Genomic DNA, 17743 nt, shown 5'->3' on the forward strand with positions numbered 1-17743 from the left:
TCAAAAGCTCCTCATTTGGCGTCTTTGCTAACGGTATTGAGCAGGAATTTACCGATCAGGTCTTCCAGTACCAGAGACGACTGCGTGTCGTGGATGGTTCCACCATCCTTGAGGCGGGTGTCTTCGCCGCCCACGCTGATACCGATGTATTTCTCGCCCAGCAAACCCGCTGTCAGGATAGATGCTGTGGAGTCGGTCGGCAGATTGTCGACGCTTTTGTCCACTTGCAGGGTTACCCGACCGGTGAAGCTGTCGCGATCCAGATCGATTGCGGTGACCTTGCCGATGGTCACGCCCGCCATGGTCACTTTGGCTCTGACCGTCAAACCGGCGATATTGTCGAAATACGCGTAAAGCTTGTAGGTATCGGTGGTCGAAGTCGGAGACAGGCCACTGACCCGCAGGGCCAGCAGCAACAAAGCCAGGATCCCTGCCAGCAGGAACAGGCCGACACCGATTTCCAGGGTGCGGTTTTGCATCAGAAATCTCCAAACATCAAAGCGGTCAGAATAAAGTCCAGGCCGAGTACTGCCAGCGAGGCGTAAACCACGGTCTTGGTGGTGGCACGGCTGATCCCCTCGGAAGTGGGTTCGCAGTCATAGCCTTGAAATACGGCGATCCAGGTGACGACAAAAGCGAACACTGCACTTTTGATGATGCCGTTGAGCACATCGTCACCGAAGCTCACGCTGTTCTGCATGTTCGACCAGTAGGAACCTTCGTAGACACCCAGCCAGTCGACGGCGACCCATGAACCGCCCCAGATGCCGACCACGCTGAAGATCATCGCCAGCACCGGCAGGGAAATGAAGCCTGCCCACAGACGCGGGGCAATGATGTACTTGAGCGGGTCGACCCCGATCATTTCCAGACTGGACAACTGTTCGGTGGATTTCATGTTGCCGATTTCCGCCGTCAGCGCCGAGCCGGCACGACCGGCAAACAACAGCGCGGTCACCACCGGTCCCAGCTCACGCAGCAGGGTCAGCGCCACCATCTGGCCGACGGCCTGTTCCGAGCCGTAACTGGACAGGATATTGAAGCCCTGCAGCGCCAGCACCATGCCGATGAAAATCCCGGACACCACGATGATCACCAGCGACATCACGCCGACGGAGTGCAGCTGCTTGACCAGCAGGCCAAACCCGCCACCGATGCCGCCTCGCCCGAGCAGGGCATGAAACAGGAACAGGGTCGAACGCCCGAACACTGCGACGCTGTCGATTCCGGCGAGGCCGAAACGACGCACACGCTCCATTAATGTAATTCTGCGCATCAGCGGCGCTTCCCCAGAAGATCTGCGCGGTAATCCGGCGCTGGAAAGTGATACGGCACCGGGCCGTCGGGTTCACCGGTCATGAACTGGCGGATACGCGGATCGTCCGAGCCCATCAGTTCGTCCGGCGTGCCCTGCCCCAATACCTGGCCATCACCGACCACATAGATGTAGTCAGCAATGCTCGCGGTTTCGGCGAGGTCGTGGGACACCACGATGCTGGTGATGCCCAAGGCATCGTTGAGCAGACGGATCAGGCGAACCAGCACACCCATGGCGATCGGATCCTGGCCGACGAACGGTTCGTCGTACATGAGGATCTGCGGATCGAGGGCAATGGCCCGGGCCAGGGCGACCCGGCGCTTCATGCCGCCGGACAGCTCGTCAGGCATCAGCTCGATCGCACCGCGCAACCCCACTGCCTGCAATTTGAGCAGGACGATGTCACGGATCATCTCCTCCGGCAGGTCGGTATGAACACGCAGCGGGAAGGCGACGTTCTCGAACACGTCGAGATCGGTGAACAGCGCACCGCTCTGAAACAGCACGCCCATGTGCTTGCGCGCATCGAACAGATCGCTGCGCGACAGCTTCGGCAGGTTCTGGCCGTTGACCCAGACCTCGCCCTTGGATGGCCGCAACTGGGCGCCCATCAGGCGCAACAGTGTGGTCTTGCCGCACCCGGAAGGCCCCATGATGCCGGTGACCTTGCCGCGCGGGATGCGGATATCGACGTTATTGAAAATGCTCCGCGCACCGCGCTTGAAGGAGACTCCCTTCAGCTCGACCGCGTAGGCGTTATCGGCACTCATCTAAACTCCTTGCGATGCAGCCTCTCACTCGGACGCCTGGCTTTCTGAGGAAAGCCCCTACATCCCGGGCAGGCCGAACTGGCGGCGAACTATATCACTGCAAAGGGCAAGCGCCCAAGGCCTGCACCGGCCCGGATCTGCGAGCTGAGGGGCTTGAAGGTATATTTGGAGCGTTTTGGTAACGAGGAATGACAAAGCACGACGAACTTGCGTGAGGCTTTTCAACATAACCGCTATAATCGCCGCCTTTTCATCGGGCTATACGATTTCTGACATGAGCCAAACCAGCGACCTGATTCAATCGGCACAACGCACCATTCGCCTCGAAGTGGAAGCCGTACAAGGCTTGTTGCCCCATATCGACGCCGATTTCGTACGCGCTTGCGAGATGATTCTGGCCAGCAAGGGCCGTGTTGTCGTGGTCGGCATGGGCAAGTCCGGGCACGTCGGCAACAAGATTGCCGCGACCCTGGCCAGCACCGGCACCCCGGCGTTTTTCGTGCACCCGGCCGAGGCCAGCCACGGCGACATGGGCATGATCACTCGCGATGACGTCATTCTGGCCCTGTCGAACTCCGGTTCCACCAACGAAATCGTCACTCTGCTGCCACTGATCAAGCGCCTGGGCATTCAGCTGATCAGCGTCACCGGCAACCCGCAATCGCCGCTGGCCAAGGCCGCCGAGGTCAACCTCAACGTTCACGTCGAGCACGAAGCCTGCCCGCTGAACCTGGCGCCGACCTCCTCGACCACCGCCGCACTGGTCATGGGCGACGCCCTGGCCGTGGCGCTGCTGGAAGCGCGCGGCTTCACTGCCGAAGACTTCGCCTTTTCCCACCCCGGCGGCGCACTGGGCCGACGCCTGCTGCTGAAAGTGGAAAACGTCATGCACGCCGGCCAGGAACTGCCGCAGGTACAGCGCGGCACCCTGCTCAAGGACGCGTTGATGGAAATGACCCGCAAGGGCCTGGGCATGACCGTCATCCTGGAAACCGACGGCAAGCTGGCCGGGATCTTCACTGACGGCGACCTGCGTCGCACCCTGGATCGCAGCATTGATATCCACAGCGCCACCATCGACCAGGTGATGACCGTGCACGGCAAGACCGCCCGCGCCGAGATGCTTGCCGCCGAAGCCCTGAAAATCATGGAAGACCACCGAATCAACGCGCTGGTTGTCGTGGATGAAGAGGATCGCCCGATCGGCGCCTTCAACCTCTCCGACCTGCTGCGCGCAGGAGTGATGTAAATGAGCACCGATCTGCTGCAACGCGGCAAGGCCATCAAACTGGCGGTTTTCGACGTCGACGGTGTCCTCACCGACGGGCGCCTGTACTTCCTTGAAGACGGCAGCGAGTTCAAGACTTTCAATACACTGGATGGCCAGGGCATCAAGATGCTGATGAACGCCGGCGTACAGACCGCCATCATCAGCGGTCGCAAGACTCCGGTGGTCGAGCGTCGGGCGAAGAACCTGGGGATCCCGCACCTGTTTCAGGGCCGTGAAGACAAACTGGTCGTTCTCGACAGTCTTCTGGAGCAACTGGGCCTAAGCTATGAACAAGTGGCTTACCTCGGCGACGACCTGCCGGATCTGCCGGTGATCCGCCGTGTAGGCCTGGGCATGGCCGTGGCCAACGCCGCACCTTTTGTTCGCGAACACGCTCATGGCGTCACCCAGGCTCGTGGCGGCGAAGGTGCCGCCCGCGAATTCTGCGAACTGATCCTGCGCGCCCAAGGCAGCCTCGACGCCGCCAACAATGCGTATCTGTGAGTCCAACCATGTTTAGCAAAAAGTTTCGCAACATCCTGCTGTTCGGTTGCATCGCGGCGATTTTCGGTGCGGTCGGCTACTGGAACATCAGCCCGGAACGCTTCCTCGACAAACCGCCGGTTTCGGCAGAGGAAAGCCCGATCGACTGGTACGCGACCAATACGCACACGATCCAGTACCTCGAAGACGGCAAAGTGCAGTACGAAATGACGTCCGACAAGGCCGAGCACGTCAAGGCGACCGACATTACACTGGTCACCAAGCCTGATCTGAACATGTTCCGTGGCACCGACTTCCCCTGGCACGTGACCAGCGAACGCGGTGAAGTGAATTCCGGTGGCACCGAGGTCGAGCTGATCGACTCGGTACGCGTCAAGCGCACCGACGAAAAGAACCGCGACACCCTGATTACCAGCACACGCATGACCGTGTTCCCTCAGCAGCAATATGCGCAGACCCAGCAACCCGTTAGAATCGACGGCGCTGGCGGTGTATCGACTGGCGTAGGAATGAAAGCGTATTTGAAGGAAAGCAGGATACACCTGCTATCGAACGTAAGAGGACAGTATGAGGCTCGTTAAAACCCTCCCTATTTTGCTCAGTCTGGGCGCAGCACTGGGAAGCGTGAGCGCCTGGGCTCTGCCGAACGATCAAGAGCAGCCAATCCGCATTCAGGCCGACGATGCCCAACTGGACGACAAGAACGGCGTTGCCACCTACAAAGGCGACGTGATCATCACCCAGGGTTCGATGATCGTCAAAGGCAACACCGTGACCATGACCCGTGCGCCTAACGGCGACATCGACGTCGTGACCTCGGTCGGCAACCTCGCCTACTTCGAACAGTTGCAGACTGCCGGTGATGCCAAACCCGTCCAGGGTTGGGGTGTGACCATTCAGTACCACGCCGCGCAGAATCGCGTCGTGCTGATCGACAAGGCAAAAGTCGTCGACAAGGACAACAACACCACTCAGGGCGAGAAAATCGTCTATGACACGGTGAAGAAACTGGCCAGCGCCGGTCGAGCCACTGGCAGCAAGGTCACCGAAGCGCGTCCGCGCATCGACATGGTGATCCAGCCGAAGAAGAAAACCGACGAGAAAACCCAGTAATGGCAACTCTGAAAGCTCAGCACCTGGCCAAGGCCTATAAAAGCCGCCAGGTCGTGCGCGACGTCAGCCTGTCGATCGACAGCGGCCAGATCGTCGGCCTGCTCGGCCCGAACGGCGCCGGCAAGACCACGTGCTTCTACATGATCGTCGGCCTGGTTCAGGCCGATCAGGGTCGCGTACTGATCGACGACCTGGACGTCAGCCACCAGCCGATGCATGGCCGTGCGAAGGCCGGTATCGGCTATCTGCCGCAAGAAGCGTCGATCTTCCGCAAACTGTCGGTGGCCGACAACATCATGGCCATCCTCGAGACCCGTCAGGAGCTCGACAAGGCAGGTCGTCGCAAGGAGCTGGAAAGCCTGCTGCAGGAATTCCACATCAGCCACATCCGCGACAACCTCGGCATGAGCCTGTCCGGTGGTGAGCGCCGCCGGGTAGAAATCGCCCGCGCACTGGCCACGGCACCGAAATTCATCCTGCTCGACGAACCGTTCGCCGGTGTCGACCCGATCTCGGTCGGCGACATCAAGCAGATCATCCATCACCTCAAGGCCAAGGGGATCGGCGTACTGATCACCGACCACAACGTCCGTGAGACGCTGGATATCTGCGAAACCGCCTATATCGTCAACGACGGCCAGTTGATCGCCGAAGGCGACTCCGCGACCATCCTCGCCAACGATCTGGTGAAGGAAGTCTATCTGGGTCACGAGTTCCGCCTGTAAGCGCGACAGCATCCGACCAGCCGTCCGGGTGCTGTAACGTTGAAACGCCTTTTTATACGCTTTTATTGTTACAGCGCTCTAGGCAAACACGACAGTTTCAGGCATATAATTTGCTTAAGTTTGGCGCTCCGGCGCCCTGTAGTGGATGGCGCATAGCGCCGGCGAATAAGGTGTTAAGCCCCTGCCATGAAACCATCGCTAGTCTTGAGAATGGGCCAGCAGCTGACGATGACACCGCAGCTGCAACAGGCCATCCGCCTGCTCCAATTGTCGACCCTGGATCTGCAACAGGAAATCCAGGAGGCTCTGGAATCCAATCCGATGCTCGAACGCCAGGAGGACGGAGACGACTTCGACAACTCCGACCCCATGGCCGACAACGCCGAACAGAAGCCCAACACCGAGATCCAGGAACCCTCCTATCAGGAGACCGCGCCGACAGTCGACAACCTCGAAGACGGCGAATGGAACGAGCGAATCCCCAACGAATTGCCGGTAGACACCGCCTGGGAAGACGTCTACCAGACCAGCGCCAGCAGCTTGCCGAGCAGCGACGATGACGAGTGGGACTTCACCACCCGCACCTCCGCCGGCGAGAGCCTGCAAAGCCACCTGCTGTGGCAGTTGAACCTGGCACCGATGTCCGACACCGATCGCCTGATCGCCGTCACCCTGATCGATTGCATCAACAATCAGGGCTACCTGGACGAAACCCTCGAAGAAATCCTCGACGCCTTTGATCCGGAACTCGACATCGAGCTGGACGAGATCGAAGCCGTCCTGCACCGCATCCAGCAGTTCGAACCGGCCGGCATCGGCGCACGTAACCTGGGCGAATGCCTGCTGCTGCAATTGCGCCAGCTGTCGGCCAAGACCCCTTGGCTGGCCGAAGCCAAGCGCCTGGTCACCGATTACATCGACTTGCTCGGCAGCCGCGACTACAGCCAGTTGATGCGGCGCATGAAGCTCAAGGAAGACGAGCTGCGGCAGGTCATCGAACTGGTGCAGAGCCTGAACCCGCGCCCCGGTTCGCAGATCGAATCCACCGAAGCCGAATACGTGGTGCCTGACGTCATCGTGCGCAAGGACAACGAGCGCTGGCTGGTCGAGCTGAATCAGGAATCGGTGCCACGCCTGCGGGTCAACGCCCAATACGCCGGTTTCGTGCGCCGCGCCGACACCAGCGCCGACAACACCTTCATGCGCAATCAGTTGCAGGAAGCCCGCTGGTTCATCAAGAGCCTGCAGAGCCGCAACGAAACTCTGATGAAAGTGGCCACCCAGATCGTCGAACACCAGCGCGGGTTTCTGGAGTACGGCGACGAAGCCATGAAGCCGCTGGTCCTGCACGACATTGCAGAAGCGGTTGGCATGCACGAGTCGACGATTTCCCGCGTAACCACGCAAAAATTCATGCATACCCCACGGGGCATATATGAACTGAAATACTTTTTCTCCAGTCACGTCAGTACCTCCGAAGGCGGCGAATGCTCGTCCACGGCGATCCGCGCGATCATCAAAAAACTGGTTGCCGCGGAAAATCAGAAAAAGCCGTTGAGTGACAGCAAGATCGCTGGTTTACTGGAGGCACAAGGCATTCAGGTGGCTCGCCGCACCGTCGCCAAGTACCGCGAATCCCTCGGAATCGCGCCTTCGAGCGAACGCAAGCGGTTGATGTAAGCCACGTTACAGCGTTCCAGTGGCAGGCTCTTCGGCCTGCCGCTTTATGCACTGGCAACGAAGGAGAAGCTGTATGCAAGTCAACATCAGTGGACACCAACTGGAAGTTACCCAGCCTCTGCGCGAGTACATCGAGCTCAAGCTCAAGAAGCTCGAAGGGCATTTCGACAAGATCACCAACGTGCAAGTTACGATGTGCGTCGAAAAACTGAAGCAGAAAATCGAAGCCACGCTGCATATTCCCGGCAATGAGGTCGTCGCAAACGCGGAACATACCGATATGTACGCTGCGATCGACGCGCTGACCGACAAGCTTGATAAACAACTCAAAAAGCATAAGGAAAAGACCCAGAGCCTGCTTCAGGGCGCTACCGGTCGATAACCCCCACCCCCATGATCCGACTTGAAAGTATCCTGACCCCCGGCCGTTCCCTGGTGAACGTGCCGGGCGGCAGTAAAAAGAAAGCCCTCGAACAAATTGCCAACCTGATCGCCCGGGAAGTCCCGGATCTGGAGATGCAAGATGTCTTCGAGGCATTGATTGCCCGTGAAAAACTGGGTTCCACCGGTTTTGGCAACGGCATCGCCATTCCCCACTGCCGCCTCAAGGGCTGCGAAGCGCCGATCAGTGCGCTGATGCACCTTGATGCCCCTATCGATTTCGACGCTATCGACGGCGCGCCCGTGGACTTGCTCTTCGTCCTGCTGGTGCCGGAAGCCGCCACCGATGCGCACCTGGAGCTGTTACGCCAGATCGCCAGCATGCTCGACCGCAAGGACGTGCGCGACAGACTGCGCAGCGCGCCAAGCAACGAAGCCTTGTACCAGGTTGTACTGGAAGAACAGAACAGGCCGTAACCATGCGCTTGATCATTGTCAGTGGCCGTTCCGGCTCGGGTAAAAGTACTGCCCTGGATGTCCTTGAGGACAACGGCTACTACTGCATCGATAACCTGCCGGCCGGTCTACTGCCGGAACTGGCCGAACGCGCCCTGATTCACACCGAGCTGGCGCAGCCACTGGTGGCGGTATCGATCGATGCACGCAATTTGCCGAGCCATCTGACCCGATTTCCGGAATTGCTCGAGGACGTACGCGCCAAGCACATTCAATGCGATGTCCTGTATCTGGATGCCGACGAAGAAACCCTGCTCAAGCGCTTCTCCGAAACTCGCCGCCGTCACCCGCTGAGCAACGCCAATCGTTCGCTGGCAGAAGCCATTCAGGATGAAAGCGCCCTGCTCGGCCCGATTGCCGATCTCGCCGACCTGAAAATCAACACCACCAACCTCAATCTCTACCAACTGCGCGACACCATCAAGCTGCGCCTGTTGAACCAGCCGGAGCCGGGTACCGCGTTTCTGGTGGAGTCGTTCGGTTTCAAACGCGGCATGCCGGTGGATGCGGATCTGGTGTTCGATGTACGCTGCCTGCCGAACCCGTACTGGAAACCGGAACTGCGCGCGCAATCCGGTCTCGATCAGCCGGTCGCCGAGTATCTGGCGGCGCAGCCTGAGGTCGAGGAGATGTACCAGGATATTTACACGTACCTGCACAAATGGTTGCCGCGCTTTGCCGCGAGTAACCGCGCTTACGTCACCATTGCCATCGGCTGCACCGGCGGGCATCACCGTTCCGTTTACCTGACCGAACGTCTTGGCCAGGCGCTGCAGAAGACCCTGAAGAACGTCCAGGTTCGCCACCGCGACCTCAGCTAAAGGATTCACACCGCGATGCCTGCTCGGGAAATCGAAATCATCAACAAGCTGGGCCTGCACGCCCGCGCATCGGCAAAATTCGTCGGAGTGGCGGGCCAGTTTCCCGATTGCACGATCAGAGTGGGCCGCACCCCGGACACCACGGTTGACGGTAAGAGCATCATGGCGATGATGATGCTCGCTGCGGGCAAGGGCACCAAAATCCACCTGAGTACCGAAGGCCACCAGGAACAGGAAGCCATGGACGCGCTGGTGACCCTGATCAACAACTACTTCGACGAAGGCGGTTGAAACGCCTGAGGCGAAAGTAGCCCGCTCCCTCCTCCCGGTTCAGCCCAACGCGGTATCCATCACCATCATCAGACAGAAGCCGATCAGCAATCCCAGACTGGCCAGCTTCTCGTGACCATTGCGTCGCGACTCGGGGATGACCTCGTGCGTCACCACCAGCAGCATGGCGCCAGCCGCCAGCGCCAACCCCAAGGGCAGCAACAGTTCGGCAAGACTCACCAGCCACGCACAGAGCAGCGCAAATACCGGTTCGACCAGACCTGATGATGCGCCAATCAAAAACGCCTTGACCCGCGACATCCCGGCGCCTGCCAGTACCAGTGCAATCACCAGCCCTTCCGGCACATCCTGTAAGGCGATGCCCATCGCCAGACTGTCTGCGTCCGGCATTCCACCGCCCGCCGAGACACCGACCGCCATGCCTTCCGGGATGTTATGGGCAATGATGGCGAACACGAACAACCAGATCCGTGGCGGAATCACCGGATGTTCGACGGTGCCGATGAGCATTTCCGGCGAGACCCCCGACACACGGCGATCAACCAGATACAGACCGAACGCCCCGAGCATGATGCCGAAGCAAATCAGGCCGCTGGCGCCCCATGGGCTCAGTCCCAGACTTTCGGCGGCGGCGATTCCCGGTACGATCAACGAAAACGCGGTTGCCGCCAGCATCACGCCAGCGCCAAAACCCAACAGCGTATCGCCCAGCGCCTGGGGCATGTTGCGGATCACCAGCACCGGAACTGCCCCGAGTGCGGTGCCGAGGGCGCAAATCGCGCCGCCTTGCAACGCCCGCAACAACCTCGGCTCCAGATTCAGCCATTCGAGTCCGTGGGCGACCAGCAAGGTCATGCCCGCCAACAGCAGCAGCGATCCGATTGCGTAACGAAACATGCGCCCACTTCCGATCGCCAGTGTCTCAGTGCCCATACTCCGCCTTGGAATTGTTTTTATAGAAGACTTAAACCAGCGCCGCCTGATAGCGTGCAGCGACTTCCGGCCAGTTGATCACGTTATAGAACGCGCTGATGTATTCCGGCCGACGGTTCTGATAACGCAGGTAGTAAGCGTGCTCCCACACGTCGAGCCCGAGAATCGGCGTGTTGCCGTTCATCAGCGGGCTGTCCTGGTTGCCGCTGCTTTCCACCACCAGTTTCTTTTCGGGCGTGACGCTGAGCCACGCCCAGCCACTGCCGAAACGGGTCAACGCGGCTTTGGTGAAGGCTTCCTTGAAGCTGTCGAGGCCACCCAGTTGCTCATCGATCGCCCTGGCCAGCGCACCGTCCGGTTTGCCACCGCCGTTAGGCACCATGACTTCCCAGAACAGCGAATGGTTGGCATGACCGCCCCCCTGGTTGATCACCGCCGCGCGCAGTTTTTCCGGCAGTAGCTGGACGCTGGCGACCAGTTTTTCCACCGGCCATTCCGCGAATTCGGTGCCCTCGACCGCAGCGTTCAGGTTGTTGATGTAGGTCTGATGATGCTTGGTGTAGTGGATCTCCATGGTTTGCGCATCGATGTGCGGCTCCAGTGCGTCGTAGGCGTAAGGCAAGGCTGGCAGGGTAAAAGCCATTTCAATGGACTCCATGGTGATGTGGGGCAGGCGCGCGGCGCGCGTTGCCGGTATCCGGGTGCAGCAAACGCTGTGTGCGCGGGTATTCGCCGTGTTCGCTGATGAAATTGAGCAGCTCGATATAGGTCTTGCTGCTCTGGCGCAGCGCCGCTTCACGCAGGGCCGGGCGCAGGCGCTCGTCCTGCATGGTCTGCAACAGCCGTTGATGAATCGCGCACAGGTACTCGGCGCTCTCCTCCGGCTGATTCAGGCGCAGATGCAGATCCGCCAGGTTGTGGTGGGAGATGACGCAGGCCGCCACCGCTTCGTCGGCATCGGCCCAGCGCTCGAACAACACCTGCGCCAAAGCCAGGGCTTGCAGGTAGGCCTCTCGGGCATCGATCAGCTCGCCCAGCATGAAGCAGCGATTGGCCCGTTCGATCGTGCGTTTCCAGTGCTCCATGGTGAACCTCCAAAGCGGTTGCGGTGCTTACACGCCGCCGGCGGTGAGTTTCTCGGGATTGAGCAACTCTTCCAGCTGGCTGCGCGACAGGTCGGTGTGCTCCAGCGCAACGTCGATCACCGGGCGACCCTGCTTGTAGGCCTGCTTGGCGATCTCGGCAGCTTTCTGGTAACCGATGATCGGGTTGAGCGCGGTCACCAGAATCGGGTTGCGCGACAGCGCTTCCTTGAGGCGCGACTCGTTGACCTTGAAGGTGGCGATGGCCTTGTCACCCAGCAAACGGCTGGAGTTGGTCAGCAACTCAATGCTGCTCAGCAGATTCTGGGCAATGATCGGCAGCATCACGTTCAGCTCGAAATTGCCTGATTGACCGGCGATGGTGATCACCGAGTCATTGCCGATCACTTGCGCAGCTACCATGGCGGTGGCTTCCGGGATCACCGGGTTGACCTTGCCTGGCATGATCGATGAGCCCGGCTGCAGGCCCTCAAGCTCGATTTCACCGAGCCCGGCGAGCGGGCCGGAGTTCATCCAGCGCAGGTCGTTGGCAATTTTCATCAGTGAAACGGCGGTGGCCTTGAGCTGGCCCGATACGGCCACAGCGGTGTCTTGCGAGCCGATCAGGGCGAACAGATCCTTGCCCGGCGTGAACTGGACGTTGGTCAACTGGCTCAATTGGCGGCTGAAACGCGCAGCAAATTCCGGATGCGCGTTGATTCCGGTGCCGACCGCCGTGCCGCCCTGGGCCAGGGATTGCAGGCTTGGGAGCAAATCCTGCAGGTGACCGATATTGGCCTTGAGCTGCTGCGCCCAGCCGTTGAGCACTTGGCTCAGGCGTACCGGCATGGCGTCCATCAAGTGGGTGCGACCGGTCTTGACGTGATGATGGACCTGTTCGGCCTTTCGCTCGATCACCTGCACCAGGTGCAGCAGCGCCGGCAGCAGTTGTTCGTGCAGGGCCAATGCGGCGCTGACGTGGATAGTGGTCGGAATGATGTCGTTGCTGCTCTGCCCACAGTTGACGTGGTCGTTGGCGTTCACCGGTTCGTCGAGCAAGCGGCTGGCCAGGGTGGCGATCACTTCATTGGCGTTCATGTTGGAGCTGGTGCCGGAACCGGTCTGGAAGATGTCCACCGGGAAATGCCGCATGAAGTCGCCTTCCAACAACCCTTGGGCGGCATCGCTGATGGCTTTGCCTTGCGCTGCGCTGAGCTGGTTGAGTTCAACGTTGGCGCGCGCGGCGGCCGCTTTGGCCAGAATCAGGGCGCGGATGAACTGGGTCGGCATCGGCTTGCCGCTGATCGGGAAGTTATCCACTGCGCGCTGGGTCTGCGCGCCGTAGAGAGCGTCCACTGGCACCTGCAGTTCGCCCATGCTGTCGCGCTCAATACGTGTCTTGGTCATCGGTAAATCCTTGGACTAATTCAATGAGAGGAATCGAGGGTTGCAACTCGCAGGTGGCGAGCTGCCAGGTGTAGCTTTGCCAGCGTTTGAGCCGGCACTTGCATAGCGACAGGCGCTCCATTTCACGCAAGGGGCGCCAGGCTTGATCGAGACACAGGCTGCGCCAGTGCCACGGCAACGCGATATCGGTGGCCGTGTCGAGCAGCAGACGGAAGGAGGTTTCAGCGATCATCCAGGGCGAGGTCGCCGTGCAGCAGGCCAGATACCGGCCTTCGGCCAGGTAATGTTCGATCAGTCGTGGTTCGTCGGGATCCATCGCGCAACGGATCTGGCGACTCATCCAGCGCCAACTTTCGAGGTACGGCTGCTCGTGCAAGGCAGAACTCATGATCCTGGGCTCATCCGATAATGAGATTTATTATTAGATGATAATGAGAACCAAAACAAGGGTGGCTTTTCAGCTGCCCTGAGCAGCCCAAAAAATTTGCAGACATGAAAAAGGCGCGCCACCCAATCGGGTGACGCGCCTTTTTGTGTACCGTGTCTGGGCTTAGCTGCCAGCGACAGTCATCTTTTCGATCAACACCGAACCGGTGCGAATGTTGCTGCGCAGTTCCAGATCGTTACCCACCGCGACGATCTGCTTGAACATGTCGCGCATGTTGCCGGCGATGGTCACTTCCTGCACTGCGAACTGGATTTCACCGTTCTCGACCCAGAAACCTGCCGCACCACGCGAGTAATCCCCGGTCACCATGTTCAGACCATGACCCATCAATTCGGTGACCAACAGGCCACGACCCATGCGTCGCAGCAAGGCGGCCTGGTCTTCATCGCCATGGGTGACGAACAGGTTATGCACACCGCCCGCGTTGGCGGTGCTCGGCATGCCGAGTTTGCGACCGGAATAGGTGCCGAGGATGTACGAGACCAGCTCGCCTTTCTCGACGAACGGTTTGGCATAGGTCGCCAGGCCGTCGCCGTCATACGACGCACTGCCCATGGCGCGCATCAGATGCGGACGCTCGTCGATGGTCAGCCATTCCGGGAACAGCCTCTGCCCCAAAGTGCCTTCGAGGAACGACGATTTGCGGTACAGGCTGCCGCCGGATATCGCCGACAGGAAGCTGCCGAACAACCCGCCCGCCAGTTCCGCCGAAAACAATACAGGCACTTCGCAGGTCGGCACCGGACGCGCGCCCAGACGGCTCGCCGCGCGCTGTGCCGCACGCTGGCCAATGCTCACCGGATCCGCCAGCAAACTGCCCTGGCGGTTCACGTCATACCAGTAGTCGCGTTGCATCTGGCCATCAGCCTCGGCGATCATCACGCAGCTCAGGCTGTGCCGGGTCGAGGCGTAACCGCCGATGAAACCATGGCTGTTGCCATACACGCGGCAGCCCTGATGAGTGCTCAACGTGGTGCCATCGGCATTCTTGATGCGCGCATCGGCGTCGAACGCGGCAGCTTCACAGAGCAATGCCTTCTCGATGGCCTGCTCCGGCGTGATGTCCCATTCGTGGAACAGGTCGAAATCCTGAATATCCCTGGCCATCAGCGCGGCATCGGCCAGCCCCGAGGCTTCGTCTTCCGAAGTGTGCTTGGCAATCGCCAGCGCGGCGGCGACTGTCTCACGAATCGCATCCGGTCCGGTGGCGGACGTGCTGGCCGAGCCCTTGCGCTGGCCGACATACAAGGTAATGCCAAAGCCCTGATCGCGGTTGAACTCGACCGTTTCGACCTCACGCTGACGCACCGACGTCGACAGGCCCTGCTCCAGCGACACCGCGACTTCGCAGGCACTGGCACCCTGACGCTTGGCTTCGGCGATGATCTGCTCGACCTGTTCCTGCAGTGCCGGCAATGCCTGTGGGCCGACGCTTTCAACTGCACTCATGCTCATCTCCACTCAAATTCTGCTTTCGGCTGGGGCCTTCGAGCGACCGGGCCGGACAAGCGGCCCCCGACTGGTTATCATGGCGGCGTTTCTTTGCGGACTGCCACCATGGTTGATTCTTACGACGACTCCCTCGATACGGGAGAAAAAAGCAAATCCCAGGTCAAACGCGAGCTGCATGCTCTGGTTGACCTTGGCGAGCGCCTTACAACGCTCAAGCCCGACTTGCAGGCAAAACTGCCATTGACCGACGCTTTGCGCCGGGCCCTGGCCGATGCGCCCAAGCACACCGCGAACATCGCGCGTAAACGGCACTTGCAGTTCATCGGCAAACTGATGCGCGATCAGGACACTGACGCGATTCTCACCCTGCTCGATCAACTCGATGCCTCTACCCGTCAGTACAACGAGCGTTTCCACAATCTCGAACGCTGGCGTGACCGCCTGATCGCCGGTGACGATGCCGTACTGGAGAAATTCGTCGTCGATTACCCGGACGCCGACCGCCAGCAACTGCGTTCCCTGATCCGTCAGGCCCAGCACGAGGTTGCGCAAAACAAACCTCCTGCGTCGAGCCGCAAGATCTTCAAGTACATCCGTGAGCTGGACGAGACTCAACGCGGTCTGCGCTGATATTCGCCACCGGGTGGCCGCACCGCGCGCCACCCGAAGCTCCATCCCTTCTTATGCGCCCGTGCCACCCACGGTGATCGCATCAATTTTCAGGGTCGGCTGACCCACACCCACCGGCACCGACTGCCCGTCCTTGCCACACGTGCCCACACCGCTGTCCAGCGCCAGATCGTTACCGACCATCGACACCCGGCTCATCGCTTCCGGACCGTTGCCGATCAACGTTGCGCCTTTGACCGGTGCGGTGATCTTGCCGTCCTCGATCAGATAAGCCTCGCTGGTGGAGAACACGAATTTGCCGCTGGTGATGTCGACCTGACCGCCGCCGAGGTTGGCGCAGTAGATGCCCTTTTTCACCGAGGCGATGATTTCCGCCGGATCGCTCTGGCCGCCGAGCATGTAAGTGTTGGTCATCCTTGGCATCGGCAGGTGCGCATAGGATTCGCGCCGACCGTTGCCGGTGCGGGCCACGCCCATCAGCCGCGCGTTGAGCTTGTCCTGCATGTAGCCTTTGAGCACGCCGTTTTCGATCAGCGTGGTGCACTCGGTCGGGGTGCCTTCGTCGTCGACGCTCAGGGAGCCGCGACGACCGCTCAGAGTGCCGTCATCGACGATGGTGCAAAGTTTCGAGGCAACCATTTCGCCCATGCGTCCGCTGTAGGCTGAACTGCCCTTGCGGTTGAAATCGCCTTCCAGGCCGTGGCCGACCGCTTCGTGCAGCAGCACGCCGGACCATCCCGAGCCCAGAACCACCGGCAAGGTCCCGGCCGGTGCCGGAATCGCTTCCAGATTCACCAGCGCCTGACGCAACGCCTCACGGGCATAACCCATGGCACGGTCTTCGGCGAGGAAATAACGGTAGTCGGTACGCCCGCCGCCGCCATGTCCGCCGCGCTCGCGACGGCCGTTCTGCTCGACGATCACACTGACATTGAAACGCACCAGCGGACGCACATCGGCCGCCAGGCCGCCGTCGGTCGAGGCCACCAGAATCCGCTCCCAGACCCCGGCCATGCTCACGCTGACCTGCTGGATTCGCGGATCGAGGGCGCGGGTCGCCACGTCGATACGCTTGAGCAGTTCGACTTTTTCAGCGCGGCTCAAGACTTCCAGCGGGTTATCCGGCGCGTACAACTGGGCGACGTCCTGGGTGCTGAACGCCTGCACCGTGCCGTTCTGCCCGGCGCGGGAAATCGAACGGGCCGCACGGGCTGCCGCGCCGAGGGCTTCGAGGGTGATCGCGTTGCTGTAGGCGAAACCGGTTTTCTCACCGGACTGCGCGCGCACGCCAACACCCTGGTCGAGGTTGAAACTGCCTTCCTTGACGATGCCGTCTTCCAGCGACCAGGACTCGGAAATCTGCCCCTGGAAATACAGGTCGGCCGCATCGATGCCTGGACCCGCCAGATCACCGAGCACGCCTTGCAGGCTCTCGATCGTCACGCCGCCGGGCGCCAACAGGTGATCACTGACTGAGGACAACAACTCGCTCATAGGTTTTACGCCTTAAATTCGTGTTCTGAAGCAGGTCGCTGTGCGCCCTGCGAAAAAAACCGCCGATGACCGGTCACCGGCATTCGCGCCCGGATGGACGCTTGTTCATTGCTGTCGCGCTCGGCCAGCAACACGGCTTCGCCTTGTTCCTGCTGCGCCAGCACGCGGCCCCACGGGTCGACAATCGCCCCGTGGCCAAAGGTTTCCCGCGGCCCCGGATGCGTTCCGCCCTGGGCTGCCGCCAGCACGTAGCACTGGGTTTCAATGGCCCGCGCGCGGATCAGTACATCCCAGTGCGCCGCCCCTGTCACTGCGGTGAAGGCCGACGGTGCGGTAATCAGTTCAGCCCCGGCAGCGCGCAGTTCGCTGTACAGCTCCGGGAAGCGCAGGTCGTAGCACACCGTCAGGCCCAATCGCCCGACCGGCGTGTCCGCGACCACCACGCCACTGCCATAAGCATAGTCATCGGATTCGCGGTAACGGCCGCGATTGTCCGCTACGTCGACATCGAACAGGTGCAACTTGTCATAGCGTGCAACGATTTCGCCCTGATCGTTCACCAGCAGCGAGCAGGCATGGGACTTGGCCTCAGGCTGACCCACCGGCGGCAACGGCAAGGTGCCGGCCACAATCCATAACCTGAGGTCGCGGGCGGTCTGTTTCAACCACGGCAGGATCGGGCCTTCGCCGATCGCTTCGGCGCGGCCGATGTCGGCGATGTCGCGACGGCCCATGGCCGCGAAGTTTTCCGGCAACACCGCCAGCTTCGCGCCGGCGCTGGCTGCCTGTTCGAGCAAACGTCGGGCATCGCGCAGATTGGCCAGCACATCGCTCTGGCTGACCATTTGAATCACCGCTAAAGACATGGCGCACTCCGCAAGAGGTATGCGGCCATGCTACTCCATCGG

The 17743-nt window shown here is 60.6% G+C and carries 22 protein-coding genes; 11 read left to right on the forward strand and 11 right to left on the reverse strand.

Annotation, left to right across the window (positions count from 1 at the left end; translation table 11 throughout):
- Positions 1–11: 11 nt before the first annotated feature.
- Genes mlaD through L6D74_RS16435 form a run of 3 tightly spaced genes read right to left on the reverse strand, consistent with a single transcriptional unit; the run spans position 12 to position 2088 of the window.
- The gene (mlaD, locus tag L6D74_RS16425; RefSeq protein WP_007953559.1) at positions 12–479 is read right to left on the reverse strand and encodes an outer membrane lipid asymmetry maintenance protein MlaD; all 468 of its coding nucleotides are present in this window, start codon (positions 477–479) and stop codon (positions 12–14) included.
- On the reverse strand, positions 479–1276 hold the full coding sequence (gene mlaE / locus L6D74_RS16430) for a lipid asymmetry maintenance ABC transporter permease subunit MlaE (RefSeq protein ID WP_007953561.1): 798 nt from the start codon (positions 1274–1276) through the stop codon (positions 479–481). Before mlaE ends, mlaD begins: the two co-directional genes overlap by 1 nt.
- On the reverse strand, positions 1276–2088 hold the full coding sequence (locus tag L6D74_RS16435) for an ATP-binding cassette domain-containing protein (protein ID WP_064593401.1): 813 nt from the start codon (positions 2086–2088) through the stop codon (positions 1276–1278). The genes mlaE and L6D74_RS16435 overlap by 1 nt, the downstream gene beginning before the upstream one ends.
- 274 nt (positions 2089–2362) lie before the next feature.
- On the opposite strand from L6D74_RS16435, the gene L6D74_RS16440 reads away from it, so the two are divergent.
- The 10 genes from L6D74_RS16440 to L6D74_RS16485 all read left to right on the forward strand — a co-directional run bounded on the left by L6D74_RS16440 (position 2363) and on the right by L6D74_RS16485 (position 9389).
- Positions 2363–3337: a KpsF/GutQ family sugar-phosphate isomerase gene (locus tag L6D74_RS16440; protein ID WP_236189812.1), complete on the forward strand. Its 975-nt coding sequence runs from the start codon at positions 2363–2365 to the stop codon at positions 3335–3337.
- Complete coding sequence (locus L6D74_RS16445) at positions 3338–3862, forward strand: KdsC family phosphatase (protein WP_236189814.1); 525 nt, start codon at positions 3338–3340, stop codon at positions 3860–3862.
- A gap of 8 nt (positions 3863–3870) precedes the next feature.
- Entirely contained in the window at positions 3871–4443 is a 573-nt protein-coding gene (gene lptC / locus L6D74_RS16450; protein ID WP_007953568.1) for an LPS export ABC transporter periplasmic protein LptC, read from the forward strand.
- Entirely contained in the window at positions 4430–4975 is a 546-nt protein-coding gene (lptA, locus tag L6D74_RS16455; RefSeq protein WP_085647693.1) for a lipopolysaccharide transport periplasmic protein LptA, read from the forward strand. Before lptC ends, lptA begins: the two co-directional genes overlap by 14 nt.
- A complete protein-coding gene (lptB, locus tag L6D74_RS16460) occupies positions 4975–5700 on the forward strand; it encodes an LPS export ABC transporter ATP-binding protein (RefSeq protein WP_007953572.1) in 726 nt (241 codons plus the stop codon). Before lptA ends, lptB begins: the two co-directional genes overlap by 1 nt.
- Positions 5701–5886: 186 nt before the next feature.
- Positions 5887–7380: an RNA polymerase factor sigma-54 gene (locus L6D74_RS16465; protein WP_011332472.1), complete on the forward strand. Its 1494-nt coding sequence runs from the start codon at positions 5887–5889 to the stop codon at positions 7378–7380.
- Between the two features lie 73 nt (positions 7381–7453).
- A complete protein-coding gene (gene hpf, locus L6D74_RS16470; RefSeq protein WP_011332471.1) occupies positions 7454–7762 on the forward strand; it encodes a ribosome hibernation-promoting factor, HPF/YfiA family in 309 nt (102 codons plus the stop codon).
- An 11-nt stretch (positions 7763–7773) separates the two neighbouring features.
- Positions 7774–8238: a PTS IIA-like nitrogen regulatory protein PtsN gene (gene ptsN / locus L6D74_RS16475; protein WP_007953580.1), complete on the forward strand. Its 465-nt coding sequence runs from the start codon at positions 7774–7776 to the stop codon at positions 8236–8238.
- Between the two features lie 2 nt (positions 8239–8240).
- The gene (rapZ, locus tag L6D74_RS16480; protein ID WP_064593397.1) at positions 8241–9098 is read left to right on the forward strand and encodes an RNase adapter RapZ; all 858 of its coding nucleotides are present in this window, start codon (positions 8241–8243) and stop codon (positions 9096–9098) included.
- 15 nt (positions 9099–9113) lie between these two features.
- The gene (locus tag L6D74_RS16485; RefSeq protein WP_039769289.1) at positions 9114–9389 is read left to right on the forward strand and encodes an HPr family phosphocarrier protein; all 276 of its coding nucleotides are present in this window, start codon (positions 9114–9116) and stop codon (positions 9387–9389) included.
- Between the two features lie 39 nt (positions 9390–9428).
- Here L6D74_RS16485 and L6D74_RS16490 read toward each other — a convergent pair whose 3' ends face one another.
- The 6 genes from L6D74_RS16490 to pmbA form a co-directional block, all read right to left on the reverse strand.
- The gene (locus tag L6D74_RS16490; protein WP_236189816.1) at positions 9429–10322 is read right to left on the reverse strand and encodes a ZIP family metal transporter; all 894 of its coding nucleotides are present in this window, start codon (positions 10320–10322) and stop codon (positions 9429–9431) included.
- Between the two features lie 31 nt (positions 10323–10353).
- Positions 10354–10965 carry a superoxide dismutase gene (locus L6D74_RS16495; protein WP_236189817.1) on the reverse strand — a complete coding sequence of 204 codons (612 nt, stop codon included), beginning with the start codon at positions 10963–10965 and terminating at the stop codon, positions 10354–10356.
- A 1-nt stretch (position 10966) separates the two neighbouring features.
- Positions 10967–11407: a hypothetical protein gene (locus tag L6D74_RS16500; protein ID WP_236189818.1), complete on the reverse strand. Its 441-nt coding sequence runs from the start codon at positions 11405–11407 to the stop codon at positions 10967–10969.
- A 27-nt stretch (positions 11408–11434) separates the two neighbouring features.
- Positions 11435–12811 (reverse strand): class II fumarate hydratase, encoded by a 1377-nt coding sequence (locus L6D74_RS16505; protein WP_064593391.1) that lies wholly within the window; start codon positions 12809–12811, stop codon positions 11435–11437.
- Positions 12792–13199, reverse strand: coding sequence for a FagA protein (locus tag L6D74_RS16510; RefSeq protein ID WP_085647688.1), 408 nt, complete (start codon positions 13197–13199; stop codon positions 12792–12794). Before L6D74_RS16510 ends, L6D74_RS16505 begins: the two co-directional genes overlap by 20 nt.
- Positions 13200–13361: 162 nt before the next feature.
- Complete coding sequence (gene pmbA, locus L6D74_RS16515; protein WP_373874475.1) at positions 13362–14708, reverse strand: metalloprotease PmbA; 1347 nt, start codon at positions 14706–14708, stop codon at positions 13362–13364.
- Between the two features lie 108 nt (positions 14709–14816).
- Here pmbA and yjgA point away from each other — a divergent pair, with 108 nt between their 5' ends.
- On the forward strand, positions 14817–15341 hold the full coding sequence (gene yjgA, locus L6D74_RS16520; RefSeq protein ID WP_007953598.1) for a ribosome biogenesis factor YjgA: 525 nt from the start codon (positions 14817–14819) through the stop codon (positions 15339–15341).
- Between the two features lie 51 nt (positions 15342–15392).
- Here yjgA and tldD read toward each other — a convergent pair whose 3' ends face one another.
- Together tldD and L6D74_RS16530 are read right to left on the reverse strand one after the other, a co-directional pair.
- Complete coding sequence (gene tldD, locus L6D74_RS16525) at positions 15393–16835, reverse strand: metalloprotease TldD (RefSeq protein ID WP_007953601.1); 1443 nt, start codon at positions 16833–16835, stop codon at positions 15393–15395.
- A gap of 5 nt (positions 16836–16840) precedes the next feature.
- Positions 16841–17701, reverse strand: a complete 861-nt coding sequence (locus tag L6D74_RS16530; protein ID WP_236189820.1) for a carbon-nitrogen hydrolase family protein — start codon at positions 17699–17701, stop codon at positions 16841–16843.
- Positions 17702–17743 lie beyond the last annotated feature (42 nt).

This window comes from Pseudomonas pharyngis, from assembly GCF_021602345.1.
GTDB classification, from domain to species: domain Bacteria; phylum Pseudomonadota; class Gammaproteobacteria; order Pseudomonadales; family Pseudomonadaceae; genus Aquipseudomonas; species Aquipseudomonas pharyngis.